Annotated in this window: 18 protein-coding genes; 13 read left to right on the top strand and 5 right to left on the bottom strand. The window is 46.8% G+C overall.

The window, feature by feature from the left end:
• Window positions 1-13: 13 nt before the first annotated feature.
• The 3 genes from BVI01S_RS06600 to BVI01S_RS06610 all read left to right on the top strand — a co-directional run bounded on the left by BVI01S_RS06600 (window position 14) and on the right by BVI01S_RS06610 (window position 4,134).
• Window positions 14-1,267 carry a DNA polymerase IV gene (locus tag BVI01S_RS06600; protein WP_061809694.1) on the top strand — a complete coding sequence of 418 codons (1,254 nt, stop codon included), beginning with the start codon at window positions 14-16 and terminating at the stop codon, window positions 1,265-1,267.
• Window positions 1,268-1,430: 163 nt separating this feature from the next.
• Window positions 1,431-2,837 carry an NADP-dependent phosphogluconate dehydrogenase gene (gene gnd / locus BVI01S_RS06605; protein ID WP_061809695.1) on the top strand — a complete coding sequence of 469 codons (1,407 nt, stop codon included), beginning with the start codon at window positions 1,431-1,433 and terminating at the stop codon, window positions 2,835-2,837.
• A gap of 193 nt (window positions 2,838-3,030) precedes the next feature.
• Window positions 3,031-4,134, top strand: a complete 1,104-nt coding sequence (locus tag BVI01S_RS06610; protein WP_061809696.1) for an NADH:flavin oxidoreductase — start codon at window positions 3,031-3,033, stop codon at window positions 4,132-4,134.
• Window positions 4,135-4,229: 95 nt separating this feature from the next.
• Here the strand turns inward: BVI01S_RS06610 and BVI01S_RS06615 are convergent, their stop codons facing one another.
• The gene (locus tag BVI01S_RS06615) at window positions 4,230-4,850 is read right to left on the bottom strand and encodes a cyclase family protein (protein WP_034758131.1); all 621 of its coding nucleotides are present in this window, start codon (window positions 4,848-4,850) and stop codon (window positions 4,230-4,232) included.
• A gap of 16 nt (window positions 4,851-4,866) precedes the next feature.
• Entirely contained in the window at window positions 4,867-6,369 is a 1,503-nt protein-coding gene (gene zwf, locus BVI01S_RS06620; protein ID WP_397545316.1) for a glucose-6-phosphate dehydrogenase, read from the bottom strand.
• Between the two features lie 286 nt (window positions 6,370-6,655).
• On the opposite strand from zwf, the gene rnz reads away from it, so the two are divergent.
• The 3 genes from rnz to BVI01S_RS06635 are packed head-to-tail and all read left to right on the top strand — an operon-like array spanning window position 6,656 to window position 8,921.
• On the top strand, window positions 6,656-7,582 hold the full coding sequence (gene rnz, locus BVI01S_RS06625) for a ribonuclease Z (RefSeq protein WP_061809697.1): 927 nt from the start codon (window positions 6,656-6,658) through the stop codon (window positions 7,580-7,582).
• Window positions 7,583-7,593: 11 nt separating this feature from the next.
• Window positions 7,594-8,133, top strand: coding sequence for a histidine phosphatase family protein (locus BVI01S_RS06630; protein ID WP_061809698.1), 540 nt, complete (start codon window positions 7,594-7,596; stop codon window positions 8,131-8,133).
• A gap of 32 nt (window positions 8,134-8,165) precedes the next feature.
• Window positions 8,166-8,921, top strand: a complete 756-nt coding sequence (locus tag BVI01S_RS06635; protein ID WP_061809715.1) for a GNAT family N-acetyltransferase — start codon at window positions 8,166-8,168, stop codon at window positions 8,919-8,921.
• Window positions 8,922-8,970: 49 nt separating this feature from the next.
• Here the strand turns inward: BVI01S_RS06635 and namA are convergent, their stop codons facing one another.
• From namA to proC, 3 genes are all read right to left on the bottom strand, one after another.
• Window positions 8,971-9,990, bottom strand: coding sequence for an NADPH dehydrogenase NamA (gene namA, locus BVI01S_RS06640; protein WP_034758139.1), 1,020 nt, complete (start codon window positions 9,988-9,990; stop codon window positions 8,971-8,973).
• A 97-nt stretch (window positions 9,991-10,087) separates the two neighbouring features.
• Window positions 10,088-11,239: a glycosyltransferase gene (locus BVI01S_RS06645; RefSeq protein ID WP_244886890.1), complete on the bottom strand. Its 1,152-nt coding sequence runs from the start codon at window positions 11,237-11,239 to the stop codon at window positions 10,088-10,090.
• A gap of 76 nt (window positions 11,240-11,315) precedes the next feature.
• Window positions 11,316-12,134, bottom strand: coding sequence for a pyrroline-5-carboxylate reductase (gene proC / locus BVI01S_RS06650; RefSeq protein WP_034758143.1), 819 nt, complete (start codon window positions 12,132-12,134; stop codon window positions 11,316-11,318).
• A 513-nt stretch (window positions 12,135-12,647) separates the two neighbouring features.
• Here proC and BVI01S_RS06655 point away from each other — a divergent pair.
• The 7 genes from BVI01S_RS06655 (at window position 12,648) to BVI01S_RS06685 (ending at window position 18,801) form a co-directional block, all read left to right on the top strand.
• Window positions 12,648-13,607: an MBL fold metallo-hydrolase gene (locus BVI01S_RS06655; protein WP_061809717.1), complete on the top strand. Its 960-nt coding sequence runs from the start codon at window positions 12,648-12,650 to the stop codon at window positions 13,605-13,607.
• 15 nt (window positions 13,608-13,622) lie between these two features.
• Window positions 13,623-14,417 carry an SDR family NAD(P)-dependent oxidoreductase gene (locus BVI01S_RS06660; protein WP_061809699.1) on the top strand — a complete coding sequence of 265 codons (795 nt, stop codon included), beginning with the start codon at window positions 13,623-13,625 and terminating at the stop codon, window positions 14,415-14,417.
• 49 nt (window positions 14,418-14,466) lie between these two features.
• A complete protein-coding gene (locus tag BVI01S_RS06665) occupies window positions 14,467-14,988 on the top strand; it encodes a DUF3221 domain-containing protein (RefSeq protein ID WP_034758147.1) in 522 nt (173 codons plus the stop codon).
• A gap of 168 nt (window positions 14,989-15,156) precedes the next feature.
• Window positions 15,157-16,008 (top strand): GRP family sugar transporter, encoded by an 852-nt coding sequence (locus BVI01S_RS06670; protein WP_034760584.1) that lies wholly within the window; start codon window positions 15,157-15,159, stop codon window positions 16,006-16,008.
• Window positions 16,009-16,021: 13 nt separating this feature from the next.
• Window positions 16,022-16,807, top strand: a complete 786-nt coding sequence (locus BVI01S_RS06675; RefSeq protein WP_061809700.1) for a glucose-1-dehydrogenase — start codon at window positions 16,022-16,024, stop codon at window positions 16,805-16,807.
• 376 nt (window positions 16,808-17,183) lie between these two features.
• On the top strand, window positions 17,184-18,446 hold the full coding sequence (locus BVI01S_RS06680; protein ID WP_034758151.1) for a Y-family DNA polymerase: 1,263 nt from the start codon (window positions 17,184-17,186) through the stop codon (window positions 18,444-18,446).
• Window positions 18,447-18,468: 22 nt separating this feature from the next.
• A complete protein-coding gene (locus tag BVI01S_RS06685; protein ID WP_034758153.1) occupies window positions 18,469-18,801 on the top strand; it encodes a YolD-like family protein in 333 nt (110 codons plus the stop codon).
• Window positions 18,802-18,817: the final 16 nt, after the last annotated feature.

Below are 18,817 nucleotides of genomic sequence, written 5' to 3' on the forward strand. Positions count from 1 at the left end.
AGCCGCGATTGAAATGAACTCACACTATCCCAAAAACGGACGAGTGATCCTTCATGTTGATATGAACAGTTTTTATGCCTCTGTGGAGATGGCCTTTGATCCTACTCTGCGGGGGAAACCCCTGGCTATAGCCGGGAATCCCCAGGAAAGACGGGGCATCATCGTGACATGCAGCTACGAAGCCAGGGGCTTTGGTGTGAAAACGACGATGCCTCTTTGGGAGGCCAAAAAACTCTGTCCGGATCTGGTTATCATGACACCCAACTTCGACCGTTACCGTGCCGCCTCCAAAGGAATATTCGATATCCTCAGACAATATACAGAATTAGTGGAACCCGTGTCGATTGATGAAGGGTATCTCGATATTACGGATTCCTTCGAGAAAGGAACTCCATTACAAATTGCCTCGGACATTCAGGCCCAGATCAAGGGTCAGTTAGACCTTCCATGCAGTATAGGTGTTGCGCCCAATAAATTCCTGGCGAAAACGGCATCAGATATGAAGAAACCTATGGGAATCACCGTGCTGCGTAAAAGGGATATCCCGAATAAGCTGTGGCCGCTCCCCGTCATTGAAATGCATGGGATTGGTCAGAAGACTGCCGAGAAGCTGAATTCAATCGGTATCCTTACATGCAGCGACCTTGCCCATGCCAACGATATCCAGTTGAAGTCATTGCTCGGGATCAATGGTCTCCGTCTTAAAGAGCGAGCCAATGGAATCGACAGAAGGAATGTGGACCCGGAGTCGATTTATGATTATAAGAGCGTAGGCAATTCCACAACCTTGCCAAAGGATACCACGAATCAACATGAGCTTTTATTAGTTGTAGAAAAGCTGTGTGCAAAGGTATCGTCGCGACTTCAACAAAAAGATGTACTGGGAACGACGATCCAGCTGATGATCCGGGATAAGTTCAGGAAAACCATCACCAGAAGCAAAAAAGTTGCAAATCCCATCTATAAAAAAGAAGACCTATTCCACCATGCGAAAGACTTATTCCTGAAGCATTGGGATGGGGATCCTGTAAGGCTCCTGGGGGTCACGGCACAGGATGTCGTGGAGAAAAGCGAAGCCACGGAACAGCTGGACTTATTTTCTTATAAGAAAGTCGCCGAAAAGGAGCCACTCTACAACGTATTATCCAAGCTTCATGACAAGTTTGGGAAAGATTCCATCTCTCAAGGGATTAAAGCCAAGAATAAGAAAAAGTCATATGACCAGAAACAGGACACAAGCTTCAACAAAGACTTTTTAAGGGAATGACAGTTGTGAATGGGGACACCTTATAACAGTGACGTACTTCTCAATCGGATTATTTGCATCAGTGACCCATTCTTGTTAGATTGAAATAGACTCCGGTCATTCATTTGATGAAATTGAAGAAGTAATGAAATCATGATTCTATAGATGAAAGGACGTTGATGTTATGGCTCAGGAAATTGGTGTTATCGGATTAGCCGTTATGGGTAAAAACTTGGCATGGAATATTGAAAGCAGGGGATACTCTGTTTCTGTGTACAATCGTTCCAGTGAGAAAACGGAAGAAATGATGAACGAATCGAAGGGCAAGAATGTCAATCCTACATATTCAATCGAGGAATTTGTCAACTCGTTGGAAAAACCACGCAAGATTCTTTTGATGGTCAAAGCGGGAAACCCGACAGATGCCACCATCGAACAATTAAAGCCCTATCTTGAAAAAGGTGATATCCTGATTGATGGGGGAAATACGTTCTTCGAGGATACCCGTCGACGCAATCAGGAACTAAGCGAACTTGGCATTCATTTTATCGGAACGGGTGTGTCCGGTGGGGAGGAAGGTGCCCTGACAGGTCCTTCCATCATGCCTGGAGGACAGAAGGAAGCATATGATCTCGTGGCTCCTATCCTGAAAGATATCGCAGCGAAGGTTGACGGAGACCCTTGTACGACGTATATCGGTCCCGACGGTGCTGGCCACTATGTGAAAATGGTGCACAACGGTATCGAATACGGAGATATGCAGCTGATCGCGGAATCCTACTTCCTCATGAAAAATGTCCTTGGCTTAAGTGCAGAAGAACTTCATGAAGTGTTTGCGGATTGGAATGAAGGTGAGCTTGACAGCTATCTCATCGAAATCACAGCCGATATCTTTACGAAGAAAGATGAAGAAACGGGCAAGCCGATGGTGGATGTCATCCTCGATAAAGCAGGTCAAAAGGGTACGGGGAAATGGACAAGTCAAAGTGCATTGGATCTCGGTGTATCTTTACCGATCATCACGGAGTCTGTCTTCGCCCGTTTCATTTCAGCTATTAAGGATGAACGCGTAAAGGCGAGCAAGATGCTGAAAGGTCCAGACACGAAACCATTCGATGGTGATAAGAAAGCATTGGTGGAATCGATTCGGAAAGCTCTTTACATGAGTAAGATCTGTTCGTATGCGCAAGGCTTCGCCCAGATGCGTTCTGCGTCTGATGAGTATAAATGGGATCTTCAATACGGAGATATCGCCATGATCTTCCGCGGAGGCTGTATCATCCGTGCACAGTTCCTGCAGAAGATTAAAGAAGCATATGACCGTGAATCCAATCTCACTAACCTCTTACTCGATCCTTACTTCAAAGAGATCGTCGAAAGCTACCAATACGCACTCCGTGAAGTCATCAGTGTAGCCGTCCAGAATGGCGTACCGGTTCCCGGCTTCTCGGCAGCCCTATCTTATTATGACAGCTACCGTACAGAAACGCTTCCTGCGAATTTGATCCAGGCTCAGCGGGACTACTTTGGTGCTCATACCTACGAACGTGTGGACAAAGAAGGTATTTTCCATACGGAGTGGATGAAATAATTGAATGATTCAAGCCCCTTTCTGATGAAGAAAGGGGCTTTTAATATCATGATGGCGAGTGGATTTACAATATAATACTTAATCCCTTTTGAGAGAATGACATACGGGATGAATATTCGCCAAACAGATTTCTTTGATTTTCACTTCGGGTTTGAAATAATGAAACTGCATCAAGAAAAGAGGAGGCATTTCAATGAGTCAAACCAATACATCGACAGAATCATTATTTAAATCATTCGATAGTGAGAAGCTGCAGTTATCCAACCGTACAGTGATGGCACCGATGACACGGGGCTTTTCACCAAATGGAGTTCCCGGTGAAGAGGTGGCCGCTTATTATCGCCGAAGAGCTGAAAATGGTGTTGGACTGATTGTCACGGAGGGAACCGGAATCAATCATCCTTCTTCTGTTTCTGGAGCGAGCATCCCTCTGTTCCATGGCGAAGAATCCCTGAATGGATGGGCAAACGTGGTGAAGGAAGTCCATCAAGCAGGAGGAAAGATCGTTCCACAGCTTTGGCATGTGGGGATGACCCGTAAAAAGGGGGAGCTTCCAAATGAAGAAGCGTTTCCTGTCGGACCTTCGGGACTGAGTCTTTCAGGTGAAGAAATCACGGAACCTATGTCGGAAGAGGAAGTAGTCCAGATGGTGGATGCCTATGCCCAAGCTGCTGCAGATGCGAAACGCATCGGCTTCGATGGCATAGAACTGCACGGGGCACACGGCTATTTAATCGATCAGTTTTTCTGGGAGAAGACAAACCGTCGTACTGACCGTTATGGAGGGGATCTGGTCGGCAGAACCCGGTTTGCCGTCGAGGTGATTGAGGCCTGCCGTCGCGAAGTGGGACCCCATTTCCCGATCATTTTCCGTTTCTCACAATGGAAAATGAATGATTTCGGAGCAAAGCTTGCAAATACGCCAGATGAACTGGAGCGTTTTCTAGAGCCTCTAGTGAATGCAGGAGTAGATATTTTCCATTGCTCCACACGCCGCTTTTGGGAGCCGGAATTTGAAGGATCGGACTTGAATCTAGCCGGTTGGACAAAGAAGCTCACAGGTAAACCGGTTATATCTGTGGGATCCGTTGGTCTGGACGGTGAGTTCACCAGCTTCTCGGGTGCAGGTACGACTAGCCTGGATGGTCTGATCGAGAGACTGGACCGCGGAGATTTCGACCTGGTCGCAATCGGACGCTCACTCCTTCAGGATCCTGAATGGGTGAGGAAAGTGGAAGAAGGCAAGGCGGATGACCTGCTGCCGTTTGATAAGGAAGCCCTGAAAAAGTTGTATTAAAGGAGTGCCGGGTGTCTCTAATGAGGCACCTGTTTTTTTGTTTACAATAAAAAAAATCTCCCCGGCAGTTAGCCGGAGAGTTCTATATCTACCTTTTACCCGATCATTTCATCAAACAGCAAGACACGTGCCGGTGATGCATCGGTATTTTGAATTTTTAGTGGGGCCGCCACCATGAAGTATTGGCCGGCTTTGATGTCTTTCAACTGAAGGCCTTCCATGATGATGACGCCGCTTCCCATCAGGCTGCGGTGAGTGGGGTGACCTTCCTGGGCCCGCTCGATTCCAAGTGCATCGATCCCGACGCCTGCAATCTTTTTATCAGCCAGGTATGCGGCAGCATCTTCTGCTACATAGATGAAGTCAAAGTTGAATTCAGTATCCCATGAATTCTTCGTTTTGAAGAGGATGAAGTCATTCTCTTCAATCTCTAATCCTTCAATATCCTTCAGGCTGATTTTTTCATCGACTTCCGTTACATCAAATACTTTGACAGGGCGGACGAGCTTCTCGATATCGATCGTTTCAATCGTCTCGCCGTCGTTGATCATGTGAAGGGGAGCGTCGACATGAGTTCCTGTATGGACATCCATTGAGAGTCTTGACTCCGTCACATGTCCGTTCGTATTGGTTTCAATACTCGGTTGTTTTTCAGGTTTGTTCTTGTACACGGGCATCCCGTTAAAGATCGGGGCAGTTACGTCATAAATTTTCATAGGTTCCACACCTTTCTTAGCATTGGTCTACATCAAGGTTGGCAATTGGCCACCAGGAGAAGCCGTCTTTTGCGAGCAGGTTGTCAGCTGCTTTCGGACCCATCGAACCTGCTTCGTAGTTCGGGAATTCTCCGTCACGAGTATGTTCCCATACTTCAGAGATTTTGTCGACAAATGCCCAGGATAGTTTCACTTCATCCCAGTGTGTGAAATTCGTGGCATCCCCACGAAGACAATCGAATAAGAGCTTTTCATATGCTTCCGGTGTGTTCATTCCATCTACGCTATTGTTGGCAAAGTTCAGTTTCACTGGAGTCGTTTCGATATTCTGTCCGGATTTTTTCACGTTCAGATGAAGGGTGATTCCCTCTTCCGGCTGGATGTGAATGACAAGCAAGTTTGGTGCCAGTGGCTTGTCCGGGTTGTAATATAGGTTCATTGGGATGTCTTTGAACTGGATGACGATCTTCGTTGATTTGGTCTCCATTCTTTTTCCGGTACGGATGTAGAACGGGACACCTGCCCAACGGAAGTTATCAATCATCAATTTACCGGCAACATAGGTTTCCGTATTGGACTGTTCATCGACGTTTTCTGCTTCACGGTAACCAGGAAGAGCTTCATTTCCTGCTTTTCCAGGACCATATTGACCCCTTACGAAGTAGTCCTTGACTTCATCCTGTTCAAACGGACGAAGGGAACGCAACACGCGTACCTTTTCACTGCGGATTTCATCCGTCGTCAATTTGATCGGAGGCTCCATGGCAAGTAATGCCACCATTTGAAGCAGGTGGTTTTGTACCATATCGCGAAGGGCTCCGCTTTTTTCGTAATAACGGCCGCGGTCTTCCACACCAAGCTCTTCGGATGAAGTGACCTGGATATTGGAAATATAACGGTTGTTCCAGAGTGGCTCGAACATGGCGTTTGAGAATCGGATGACTTCGATGTTCTGCACCATTTCTTTACCAAGATAGTGATCGATACGATAAATCTGATCCTCGGAGAATGATTCACGGATCTGGCTGTTCAACTTTTCGGCTGAAGGCAGGTCGTGACCGAATGGTTTCTCGATCACAAGTCGCTGGAAGCCTTTTGTATCGGTTAAGCCTTGATTTTTCAACTGTTCCGTAATCGTCCCGAAGAATTCAGGAGCCATCGCTAAGTAGAAAACGCGATTGCCTTCTAATTCATATGTTTCATCGAGCTCATCGGATAAGTTCTTCAATGCTTTATATGAATCACTGTTGGATACATCATTCGGCTGATAATAGAAATGTGACACAAACTCATCGATGTTCTCATCACTGCCTAACGCTTTATGTACCGATGTTTTTACATGCTCCTGGAATTCTTCATTTGACCATTCGCGTCGTGCCACACCTACAACGGCAAATCGCTTTGAGATTTTTCCTTTGCGGAACAGATGATAAAGAGATGGATATAGTTTTCTTTTCGCTAGATCACCTGTCGCTCCGAAAATCGTAATCAGAGATGTTGGTGTAGTTGAATTATTCAATGTCATGACCTCACTTTATCTTGTTGTAACCCTTATTTATGCGTTTCTTCTTATTTAATATCCTATACAATTACTTAATTTTAAAGACTTCTCATTCATTTAGCAAATGATATGCTGAGGACTTTTTCTGCGTATATGCATGAAAACGTTTTATCTTTTTTGCAAACATCTTCGTCATTATGTTGGCTTTAATTTTCATTCTTATAACTCATTTTGAGGGAAAGGGTAAAATAGGGGCGATTATGCTAAAATGGAGACAGAATAGCTCATCTGAGGAGTGATGACAGTGGAATTATTATTTCTGGGTACGGGTGCAGGGGTACCGGCCAAGCTCCGCAATGTAACCAGTATCGCTTTGAAATTACTGGAGGAACGCGGTGCGGTTTGGCTTTTTGATTGTGGGGAAGCCACCCAGCATCAAATTTTACATACAAGCTTGAAACCAAGAAGAATCGAAAAGATCTTCATTACCCACCTGCATGGTGATCACATATACGGGCTGCCGGGGTTACTCGGGAGCCGTTCCTTCCAGGGAGGGGAAACAAAACTGACGGTATACGGCCCTAAGGGGATCAAGGAGTTTATCGAGGTTTCCCTCTCAGTCAGCAGGACCCACCTTCAATATCCCCTTGAAGTGGTGGAAATCGAGGAAGGGGTCATCTTTCAAGATGAAGGGTTCAGTGTAGAAGCAATGGGACTCGACCATGCTCTTCCTACTTTCGGCTATCGTGTAATTGAAAAAGATAAGCCCGGTGTCCTTCAAGTGGATCAATTACGTGAAAGGGGCGTTCAACCAGGGCCCCTTTATAAGAAATTAAAATGTGGTGAAACGGTTCGGCTGGAAGACGGAACGGAGGTTGATGGAAAGGATTTTCTCGGACCTTCGATTCCTGGACGGGTGGTTACAATTCTTGGAGATACAAGATTTTGTTCCAATGCGATGGAACTTTCTAAGGATGCAGATGTCCTTGTTCATGAAGCGACCTTTAACCGGGATCAAGAAGAGATGGCCCGGGAGTATTATCATTCCACGACAAAACAGGCTGGAGAGACCGCTCTTTTAGCCGGGGCCCGACGCCTTTTCCTAACCCACATTTCTTCCCGGTATGCCAAGGAATCATGGGAAGAATTGGAGAAGGAAGCAAGGGACGTCTTCCCGGAAAGCTATATGGCAAGGGATTTCATGGAGTACGTCATACCTTTAAAGAAATAGGAGGGGTATAAATGAAGGAGATCTATATCGTCCGTCATGCAAAAGCGGAAGGACAGCCCTTTCATGCATCGTTAACGATGGAGGGGGAACGTCAGGCACGTCAGTTAGCGTCCTTTTTAGAAAACCGATCCATTCAAGCGATTTATTCAAGCCCCTTCAAAAGGGCACTGGACACCATCGCGCCTTTTGCTGATCGTTCAGGCCTCCGGGTACAGGAGGACAACAGACTGGGAGAAAGGGTGTTGAGCGATCAGGATCTTCCTGATTGGATGGAAAAGTTAAAGATGAGCTTTGAAGATTTCTCTCTGTCATTACCTGGCGGGGAATCCAATCAAATGGCGATGGAACGGGCAGGGTCCTTCGTCGATGAAGTGATGGGAAAAGAAGAGGAACACATTGTCTGTGTGAGTCATGGTAATTTAACGACGCTGCTCCTCAAGTTATTTGATGAAAGCTATGGATACAATGAACTGTTCGCTCTATCCAATCCGGACGTCTACCTTGTCAGGCTGGAGGGGGACCGCGCTTCTGTACAGCGTGTTTGGGAGTAGGAAATGCTTTAAACAGAAAAAGGGGAATCGAGATGAATTCATTTACATTTGAACATATATATAATCCTGGTCACGTTATAGCCGAAAACGCTCTTTATCTACATATTCATTATCCGGAAATGCTGACGCGGTATGATAGTAACTTTCTTGCATTTAAGAAACAGCCGACACTTGAAGAATTTATGGAAGCCGCCCGTTTTTTACGGAAATTCCATCAGGCAAACGGCCAGAAGCATGTAAAGTTCCTTCTTCCTCAAGATCACACACCTTCGGAAGAACTGAGGGACCATTTTAAACAAGAGGGATATGACGTCGGATTCAATGAACTTTATTCCATTGCACCAGATCAATTCCCATCGGTGGAAATGAATCCTGATATAGAAGTCAAGGAAGTAGGCAAGGAAGAACTCCAGGATTATCTTTCTTTTCAGTATGAGCAGGACATGGACTATGGTCCGGATTTTGCCGACCAAAAGGTGGATATGCATAAGCGGAATTTTGAAAATCCCCGTATCATGCAGCTTCTGGCTTTCTATAAAGGGACACCGGCCGGATCCGTGGATGTGATCATCGAAGAAGATTCAGCGGAAATAGACGGTTTGATGGTACACGAATCGTTTCAAAAGAAGGGGATCGGAAGCAGGCTGCAACGGTATGTCATGGAACGGTTCCCTGACAAGTTTATCATCCTGGTTGCGGACGGGGAAGATACGCCAAGACAGATGTACCAAAAGCAGAATTACCGTTATCTAGGGTTCAGATATGAAGTACAGAAGGTGTATGAATAAATAAAACAAGAGGGTGGACTTCTGGTCCACCCTCTTGTTTGCGTATTTTTTATTTCCAGCCGCGCTCATACTGTTTAGGTGCTTCGATTTCAACACCGAGCTCTTTGGCCGCCGTTCTCGGCCAGTAAGGGTCCCGAAGCAATTCCCGTGCAAGGAGGACGAGGTCCGCCCGTTCATTTTGCAGGATTTCTTCCGCCTGGATGCCTGTTGTAATCAGTCCAACCGCACCCGTGTCAATGTCGGCTCCGTTCTTGATGGTCTCGGCAAGCTTCACCTGATAGCCGGGGAATACCGGGATCCGTGCCGGTACAAGTGCGCCTGAGCTGACATCGATCAAATCGACGCCTTGCTCTTTCATCCATTGTGCAAATACGACGTAGTCCTCGACGTCCAGGCCTTCGTCGTTATAGTCTTTGGCAGAAACCCTCACAAGCAGTGGTCCGTCCCATACTTGTTGAATACCGTCAATGATTTCACGGAGGAAACGGTAGCGGTTTTCTGCCGATCCCCCGTATTCATCTGTTCGTTTATTGGACAGGGGAGAGAGGAACTCGTTGATGAGATATCCGTGGGCTCCGTGAATTTCAATCACATCAAAGCCCGCTTTCTTCGCTCTTTCGGCCCCTTTGATGAATGCGGTGACGGTTTCTTTCACATCATCTGCTGTCATTTCAACAGGCGTTTTCATTTCATCGTTAAATGGAAGGGCTGATGGAGCAAGGATATCTCCTTCGAGTACCGCTTTTCTTCCGGCATGGGCAAGCTGGATACCGGTCTTTGCCCCCTGCTCTTTCATCAGATCCACCAACTCTTTTAAGCCTTCAATCTGTTCGTCATTCCAGATCCCCAAATCCTGTGGGGAGATCCTTCCCTGTGGTGTAACCGCTGTCGCTTCCAGGATGATGAGTCCGACTCCGCCTACAGCACGGCTCGTATAGTGGGTGCGATGCCAGTTTTCGACTTTTCCATCTTCATGGTGGGAAGAGTACATGCACATGGGTGCCATGACGATTCGATTCTTCAATTCAACATTTTTAAGTTTATATGGTTCGAATAGCTTTGCGTTCATTTCCAATCACCTTTCCATGAGGAATTTATTTCGGGTTTCTAAACAGTAATTCATCATGAGTATACCAACATCACTTTTGACGGAAAAGGAATGTGCTCTATTTTCTTTTCTTCCTCAGCTCCTTCAATGGATAAACCGTCCCGCGCCATTCGACCCCGCCTCTTCTAAACGTCAGGAACGTCGCCCGGGCGATGGAATAGATGAATAACAAGGCTGTGACGGGCAGGGAGAGGATGAGAAGGGCAGACTCATTCGTCATCTCCTTTATGACTTTGAAATAGGTGATGGAAATCAACAAAATGATCAACATGCTTACGGTCCGGATCAGGACGTCCCCGGCAAAGATCGTGAAGAAAGGAAGGACCGTGGAGCAGAACACACCCGTCATGGCAAATAGGACAAGAAGGATGGAGTAATGGAGCCCGGCAAATGTGTTCTTCTCAAGGCCCTGAAAGGCTCCTTTCAAGGAGTGATACCACTCCACCTCCAGCGAGTGAAGGGCAGTGAGGAACGCCTGGGTCTTCCCGCCTTTTTTGATATGGATCCCAAGCTGCAGATCGTCATCCGGCATGTGCTTGATCTTTTCATGGGTACCGAGTTCCTCATAAGCAGAACGTGTGATCAGATTGAATGCGCCGATTCCGAGGCCCGTCCCCGAGGAAGGGTCATTCGCTTTCCATGGCCGTTTATAAAAAGAGAAACCGAATAAAAAGAACACAACAAAGCTTTTTAACCAGTATGTCTTTGATTTAATGTTGGGGGCGAGGGTGAGATGATCGAGCTTCTGAGATTGAAAGACCGCGACAGCCCTTGACAGGGTGGAAGGGTCTTTATACAGGACATCTGCATCCGTGAACAGGATGAGTTCCCCTTCCGAGATGAGGTATCCTTTATATAATGCCTGATTCTTTCCGAGCCATCCTTTTTCAAGTGTATCGATATGGAGGACGCGGATCCGGCTGTCCATTTCCGCCAATTCTTCAAGTTTATCCGGTGTACGGTCCGTTGAACGGTCATTGACGAGAATCCATTCAATTCGTTTATAGTCCTGCTTGAGTTGAGATAGAATGCTGTCTGTAATCGTTTCTTCTTCATTCCTGGCAGGCACGATGATGGAGAGAAGCGGGCCGATTGCCTTGCCCGGCAATCCTTCCAGGGGACAAAGTGTACCCAACCCCTTCCACACCTCCATGGCGAGAACGAACCAGATTACCAGGACTGCAGAAAGTAAAATGAGGAGCAGATTCATCTGTGTCGACCTTCTTTTTTTGCTTTGATTGTATCACTGAAACGGGATCTCCCGCGAATCATGATCGGCTGTAGGCTTATTTTTTCAAAGAATTCTCCTTTAATTCATGTCCGAGTGTTTGAGAGCGGTTATTTGCGGAAGAAATGCACTGGAAAAAGGCATCCCTGACTTGGTGGTCTTCAAGCGCAGCGATTCCCGCTTCGGTCGTTCCACCTGCACTGGTCACATTCCTTCTTAATTCCCGGGCTTCCAATCCGGATTCTGAAAGCATGGCGCTTGCCCCGGCAATCGTCTGGGTGACAAGGCTTTCAGCGAGTTCATCTTCCAGTCCCAACTCTACTGCAGCGTGTTTCAGTATTTCGGCTACGTAATAGATATAAGCCGGGCCGCTCCCTGAAAGAGCCGTGATCAGGTCCAATTTCTCTTCTTCTACCTCCGCAGCTATGCCGACAGACTGAAATAGTGTTTTCGTCCATTCCTTCTGGGAGGGTGAGAGATATTGATTGAAAGCCACCGCCGTTGCCGACTTCCCCATGGCTGCACTGGTATTCGGCATGGCTCTCGCGATGGCTCCCTTAAAGTCCAGCCTGCTGCTTATATGCTCCATGGTGATGCCTGCCAGTACGGAGATGATCAGCGTATTCCCGGAAAGGTAGGGTCTGACAGAATCTGCTGCTTCATGGAAGTCCTTTGGTTTCATGGCGAGGATGATGACATCATAGCGTGACGCCCGGTTCACCTTCCGGATACAGAATTCTTGCGTGATTTCATTTAAACGCTCCTGATTGGCACGATTGGTTACATATACTTCTTCACGATTCAATACTCCCGCTTTCAATGCACCGCTCATTAAAGCATGAGCCATCGATCCTGCTCCGATAAATAATGTCTTCATTCGCTCATTCCCCCTTCTGTTTTGAAAAAAAAAAAACAGACCCATTCATCCATAAAGGACGAAAGGGTCTCGCTTCCGTGGTACCACCTTGTTTTGTCCATTTTCTAAGAAGAAGATGAACACACTCCATTTCCATTAACGCTGGACGACGTTCTGCTTTAAGACGCTCAAAAGGCAGGTTCATAAATAGAGAGGACGACGGTGCCTTTCAGCCGGTGGGCCCCGATCTCTTGTGTCATCTATTCATTACTAATCTTTCTCATCGCTTTATTCTATATCATTATGTAATGGGTGATGAATGGATTAAATCGATATTATAGGTGATTATCGTAGAAATACAGCTTATCTGTCAAGGGTTTATTTTTAGTATATTCACACTTTTTAAAAATGACATCATGATGAAAAAAATGTACACTAGGTAATGAAGGATCATTCATTTTCTGGAAATGAGTGACAGAACGGGAAGGTACCGTATTGGCTGTACCTTTTTATTATGAAGAATGTGGTGAAAATATGACAACTTTAGTGAATGATATCGCAAAAATCACACTCTCCACTCCTTTTGCCGTGGGAGATGTGAATGTTTATTTAGTCAAGGGGGATGCCTTGACATTGGTGGATGCTGGCCCTCTTACAGATACGGCCTGGATGCAGCTGACTGAGCAATTGTCCCTTTTAGGGTACACACCTCGGGATATCGAACAAATCGTTTTGACGCATCATCATCCTGATCATGCAGGTCTGCTCGATCGGTTCTCATCCGACGTCATGGTATATGGTCACAAGTATAATCGATTCTGGCTCAAGCGTGATGAGCACTTTCATGAAGAGTATGACCGTTTCTTCACGGAGCTTGCCATGGAATCAGGGCTCCCTGAAGAATATCTCCCGGCTATCCCCAAGTTCAAGAGTCCATTGAAATTCATGGGGGATCGAAAGCTGGACGTGGCGATAGCAGAAGGGGGTAGCATTCCTGGAATGGGAGGGTGGTCGGTCATTGAAACCCTTGGTCATGCCCAGAGTCACTTATCCTTTTACAGGGAACGTGATGGCGTTCTGATAGCGGGCGACCATATACTCGCCACTATTTCTCCCAACCCCCTCATCGAACCGCCATTTGAAGGGGAGTTGGAGCGTACAAAGCCACTGCTGCAGTATAATGCTTCTCTGAAAAAACTTTTCGATTTTCCGATTTCCCTCGCCTACACAGGACATGGTGACGACGTCAGGGATGTTCATGGGTTGATTCCGAGGAGATTAGGGAAACAGGAAGAAAGAGCAAGAGATGTATTCGACATGATCAAAGGAAACCGCGTGACCGTATTTGAGATATGCAGGAGGTTATTTCCCTCCGTGTACCGAAAGGAGCTCGGTTTGACATTGTCCGAGACCATCGGGCAATTGGATTACTTGGAATCCAATCAATTTATACGGAAAGAAAAGCATGAAGGAATCTATTATTATTTTGCTTAGGAAGATGTGACTGACATGAACAGTAGAATCAAAGGAAAAACGATTATCATTACCGGTGCCTCGGGAGGAATCGGGGAGCAAATGGCCATGAAGGTTGCGGAAAATGGCGGGAATCTTGCATTGATCGCACGCCGTGGCCACCTGCTCCAGGCATTGAAGGAAAAGCTGACAACAACATTCAACTGCAAGGTGGAAGTATATCCTTTAAACGTCACGGATTATGATCAGATCCCCCTTGTTTTCACTGCCATCCGGAAGGACTTTGGATCCATCCATGCCCTGATCAATAACGCAGGATATGGAATCTTCCAGGAAGCACACGAAACCTCCCTCCAAGATGTAAAAGGGATGATGGATGTGAATGTTCTTGGTCTGATGGCATGTACAGGGGAAGTCCTTCCTTACATGCGTGAACAGGGGTTTGGCCACATCATCAATATCGCTTCTCAGGCAGGGAAGTTTGCCACTCCGAAATCAAGTGCCTATTCCGCTTCCAAGCATGCTGTCCTCGGATATACGAACAGTGTCAGGATGGAAGCGAAAAGATACGGCGTGAAGGTGACGGCGGTGAACCCCGGACCAATCGCCACCAACTTTTTCTCCATTGCCGATGAAACCGGCACGTATGTGAAGAATGTGGAGAAGTTCATGCTTGATCCTGCATTTGTCGCTGGGAAAGTAGTGGATTCACTCTTTACCAATAAAAGAGAAATCAACCTGCCCCGATGGATGAATATAGGGAGCAAGTTCTATCAATTATTCCCATCTTTTGTCGAAAAAGTAGGAAATAACCTTTTTTTCAAAAAATAGTGAAACCAAACCGTGCCATCAATCGTCTAATATAATAAGGGGGGAGTCTATGAAGAAATGTTTGACTGTTATGATCCTTTTTTCCTGTATACTGTTCACCGGATGCGGGCCATCAGCATCTGTCAATTCTCAGGCCAGCACAGATTTCATAGGCTTTGTCACCCAATTGGAAAACAATCAGGTGCTGATCAATGACGTTTGGTTTTCTTTCGATCAACAAACTGTCATGTTGACAGATCAAGATAAAAAGCTTCATAAAGAAGATATAGAGATGGGCAAAAAAGTGAATGTGACCTTTAACGGGGAGATGCAGGAATCCTATCCCAGGAGGGCTTCGGCGGATCAAATGGTGTTTCTGACAGATAAAGAGAGTAAGACCGAAGAGACTGTTGTGAAATTAGTCATGAGTGATCCACGGTTCTCACAGGTGGTCATCCAATCCATTGAAAAAAATCCCACCGGTCTCTATTCGTTACGATTCAAAGACCTTTCCCTCGACCGTGATGTCCATGTCATGGTGAATGTCGAGAATGAAAGGGTCATTGTCCCGATACATACTTCTACCAAATAACAAAGAAGAAAGCGTCGATTACACCTCGACGCTTTCTTTTTTTTGAGGTTACACCTTAGGGAAGAAGGGTATGCATGAGAGAGTGGGAAATATTTTGCGTTAAACGGGTAGAATTTTTGTTTCAGAGGAAAACTATGATTATTGTCGGAAAAAGGATGTGGGTGTATGATAGGGATTCTTTTGGCCCTGATCCCCGCGGTCGCGTGGGGAAGTCTTGTGTTTGTAAGTGTAAAACTTGGAGGGAATGCCTACAGTCAAACAGTTGGGATCACGGTTGGTTCACTGTTGTTTGCGATTGGCGTCTTCTTCATCAAGTCCCCTGAGTTAACGTTATTTGTGTGGGGCATCGGGTTTATTTCCGGCGTCTTCTGGGCTGTCGGACAAGTGAACCAGCTGGCCAGTGTAAAATTCATCGGCGTTTCGAAAACCGTCCCGATTTCAACGGGAATGCAGCTGATCGGAACGACGCTCTTTGGTGTTCTGGTATTTAAAGAATGGAAGACGACTGAAACGATCCTCCTTGGAAGCGGGGCGGTTCTGGCTCTGATCATCGGTGTCGTCCTCACCTCATTCACACAGAAGTCCGAAGGGGATGAAGGCTCTCAATTGAAAAAAGGTCTGTTAACGCTGCTCCTTTCCAGTTGTGGATACATAGCCTATGTCGTCATATTAAGGTGGTTTGATATTGACGGATGGCAAGCGATTTTACCTCAGGCAATCGGTATGTTCATCGGAGCCGTTGTCATCACATTCAGGCATAAGCCATTTAACAAATATACGGTTCGAAATATTTTAACCGGACTTATGTGGGCATCCGGGAATCTCGGATTGCTCCTTGCCCTGCCCCGCATCGGTGTGGCAACAAGCTTCTCCCTGTCCCAAACGGGAATCGTCATTTCCACTCTCGGTGGTTTGTTCTTCTTAGGGGAAAAGAAATCGAAAAAGCAGATCCTCCTCGTCATTGCAGGGTGTGTCCTGATCATCATCGGCGGGGTTCTATTGGGCTTTACGAAAGATTAAGGAGGAATAGGACATGTATACAGATTTAACGGATAAGGTCGTCATCATAACGGGTGCCGCTACTGGTATAGGAAAGGCGATTGCTAAACGCTTTGCCTCTGAAGGCAGTAAGGTGGTCATTAATTATTTCAAAGAAGAAGAAAACCCTGAAGGACTTGTAAAGGAAATCGAAGAAGCAGGTGGGACAGCCTCCATCATTCAAGGCGATGTGTCAAAAGAAGAGGATGTCCAGGGGTTTGTCCGATTTGCTCATGACACGTATGGCCGTCTGGATATCTACGTGAACAATGCGGGAATCGAAAATGAAGTTCCGTCTGAAAATCTGCCGATTGAAGATTGGCAAAGGGTCATCAACACGAACTTGACAGGTACATTCCTCGGTTGCCGTGAAGCGGCGAAATACATGCTCGAGCATGGCATCAAGGGATCGATCATCAATGTATCGTCTGTCCATGAAATCATCCCGTGGCCTCACTTCGCTCATTATGCAGCGAGTAAAGGTGGGGTGAAACTGCTGATGGAAAGCCTGGCGCTGGAGTTTGCACCAGATGGGATACGGGTGAACAATATTGCTCCAGGGGCCATTGATACACCCATCAATGCCGAGAAATTTTCCGATCCGGAAAAGAAAAAAGGAGTGGAGAAGCTCATTCCCCTCGGCTACATCGGAGAACCTGAACAGGTTGCTTCCTGCGCCGTTTTTCTTGCCTCCGATCAGGCAAGCTACGTTACGGGTACAACGCTCATCGCCGATGGGGGCATGACGAAATACCCAGGATTCCAAGCTGGAAAAGGTTGATGAATGAGAAGGTAAGTCCAAAATCACAAAAATGATTTTGGACTTATTTTTTTGTTCTGATCCTTGTGTATGCCAGACTTTGTGTCAATCATCTTATGCTTGTCGCCCCAGGGCAAGCCCCTTCCGCTTTTCTATTTGTCCAGCTCCAGGGGCTTGGGGCTCGAGGTCATAAGTCAAGTAACCCAAAAAGGCAAAGAACGCCTTTCTGGGTTACTCGTCTTATGCTTGTCGCCCCAGGGCAAGCCCCTTCCGCTTTTCTTATTATTCTCTCCGTTTCCAGTAATTTAAGTTGAAAGGGAACGTATATTCGGTTAGAATCATAACTATACTATATAAGAACGTTTGTTCTATTTTAGGTAAGATGGAGGATGAGGATATGACTGTCGATTACAGTGTGCTGCCACACCACAAGATTTTGTGCATCGATATGAAGAGCTTTTATGCTAGCTGTTCGGCTGTCATGGAGGGGTTGGATCCCCTTGAATGTCACTTGGCTGTAGTGGGGGATAAAAGTCGGCAGGGAAGCATCGTACTGGCGGCCTCACCCAGGATGAAGAGGGACTTTGGAATCAAAACGGGTTCGAGGATGTTTGAAATTCCAAACGACCCGAGAATCCAGCTTGTAGAGCCGAAGATGGCGACGTATGTCCGGATCTCCACGGAGCTGACCCGCCTGTTTCATCGTTATGTTCCGAAGGATGCCATCCACACGTACAGTGTGGACGAAAGCTTCATTAAGATTGATGGGGCGACGGGCCTCTGGGGGGACGCGGCCACCATCGCCGGCAAAATCAAAGACGATATGGAAAGGGAATTCCAGCTTCCGTGTGCCATCGGAATCGGCCCCAATATGCTCTTGTCCAAGCTGTGCCTGGATCTTGAAGCAAAGAAAGAGGGAATTGCCGAGTGGACCTATGAAGACGTCCCGGAAAAGCTGTGGCCGCTCTCTCCGCTCCGTGAAATGTGGGGGATTGGAGGACGCCTGGAGAAGACCCTCAATCGCATGGGCATCTTCTCTATCGGGCAATTGGCGAAGTATGACCTAGAGAAGCTGGAGGCGAAGTTCGGTGTGATGGGGAACCAGCTTTATTACCATGCATGGGGGGTGGACCTGTCCGAAATAGGGGCACCGATCATGGATGGGCAGGTCAGCTTCGGCAAGGGTCAGATCCTGCTGCGGGATTATAAGGAGAGAAAGGAAATCAAACGCGTCATTTTAGAAATGTGCGAAGAGGTCGCCAGGCGTGCCCGGACCCATCGCAAGGCCGGGCGGACCGTGAGCTTCGGAATCGGCTACAGCCACGAGGAGTTCGGAGGGGGATTCCACAGGTCACGGACGATAGAGGAACCGACCAATATCACCATGGATCTGTACCGGGTGTGCCTGGAACTATTCGAAGAGAACTATAATGGGAAAACCGTACGGAAAATCAATATCGCCCTTTCGAATATTGTAGAGGATGGAGCGCTGCAGGTTTCTCTGTTCGAACCTGACCGCTGGGAAAAACGGGAGCTCGGGTATGTAGTGGATCACATCCGGAATAAATATGGTTCCGGGGCCCTGCTTCGCGCCGTCTCCTACACAGAAGCCGGGACGGCAAGGCATCGTGCCCGTCTGCTCGGCGGACATAAATCATAACGAATGACAGGAGGTGAGAGAGTTGATTCGGGATCGAGGTAGAATCAAGTGGACCTCCATGATGCTCCCCGAGCACGTGAAGCTCCTGAGGGATTGGGCAAAGGAAGATACACACGAAAAGAGGATCGAACTTGATGAGCAGGAGCTTGACAGGATGAATGAAGTTGTCGCAGAGGCGATGGAGTTTGATAAAATGGTATCGATTACCCACTATGTGAAGCACCGTCATCAATTATCGATCGGAACCGTTCATCATGTCGACCCATTGGAAGGGAAGCTGCACGTCGTAGACAAGTTTGAAGACGTACACTATATTCCACTGGCAAGCGTGGTGGACATTCGTTTTTTTGACTGATCTCCAAATGAAAAAG

It is taken from the genome of Rossellomorea vietnamensis NBRC 101237 (assembly GCF_001591825.1).
Taxonomy (GTDB): Bacteria; Bacillota; Bacilli; order Bacillales; family Bacillaceae_B; genus Rossellomorea; species Rossellomorea vietnamensis.

Excerpts from the sequence above, each read along its gene's own strand:
- namA (WP_034758139.1), bottom strand. The coding sequence starts at position 9,990 with ATGAACGCAAAGCTATTCGAACCATATAAACTTAAAAATGTTGAATTG.
- gnd (WP_061809695.1), top strand. The coding sequence starts at position 1,431 with ATGGCTCAGGAAATTGGTGTTATCGGATTAGCCGTTATGGGTAAAAAC.
- BVI01S_RS06615 (WP_034758131.1), bottom strand. The coding sequence starts at position 4,850 with ATGAAAATTTATGACGTAACTGCCCCGATCTTTAACGGGATGCCCGTG.
- BVI01S_RS06630 (WP_061809698.1), top strand. The coding sequence starts at position 7,594 with ATGAAGGAGATCTATATCGTCCGTCATGCAAAAGCGGAAGGACAGCCC.
- BVI01S_RS06660 (WP_061809699.1), top strand. The coding sequence starts at position 13,623 with ATGAACAGTAGAATCAAAGGAAAAACGATTATCATTACCGGTGCCTCG.
- BVI01S_RS06610 (WP_061809696.1), top strand. The coding sequence starts at position 3,031 with ATGAGTCAAACCAATACATCGACAGAATCATTATTTAAATCATTCGAT.
- BVI01S_RS06675 (WP_061809700.1), top strand. The coding sequence starts at position 16,022 with ATGTATACAGATTTAACGGATAAGGTCGTCATCATAACGGGTGCCGCT.
- BVI01S_RS06655 (WP_061809717.1), top strand. The coding sequence starts at position 12,648 with ATGACAACTTTAGTGAATGATATCGCAAAAATCACACTCTCCACTCCT.
- BVI01S_RS06635 (WP_061809715.1), top strand. The coding sequence starts at position 8,166 with ATGAATTCATTTACATTTGAACATATATATAATCCTGGTCACGTTATA.
- BVI01S_RS06680 (WP_034758151.1), top strand. The coding sequence starts at position 17,184 with ATGACTGTCGATTACAGTGTGCTGCCACACCACAAGATTTTGTGCATC.
- BVI01S_RS06645 (WP_244886890.1), bottom strand. The coding sequence starts at position 11,239 with ATGAATCTGCTCCTCATTTTACTTTCTGCAGTCCTGGTAATCTGGTTC.
- BVI01S_RS06600 (WP_061809694.1), top strand. The coding sequence starts at position 14 with ATGAACTCACACTATCCCAAAAACGGACGAGTGATCCTTCATGTTGAT.
- BVI01S_RS06665 (WP_034758147.1), top strand. The coding sequence starts at position 14,467 with ATGAAGAAATGTTTGACTGTTATGATCCTTTTTTCCTGTATACTGTTC.
- proC (WP_034758143.1), bottom strand. The coding sequence starts at position 12,134 with ATGAAGACATTATTTATCGGAGCAGGATCGATGGCTCATGCTTTAATG.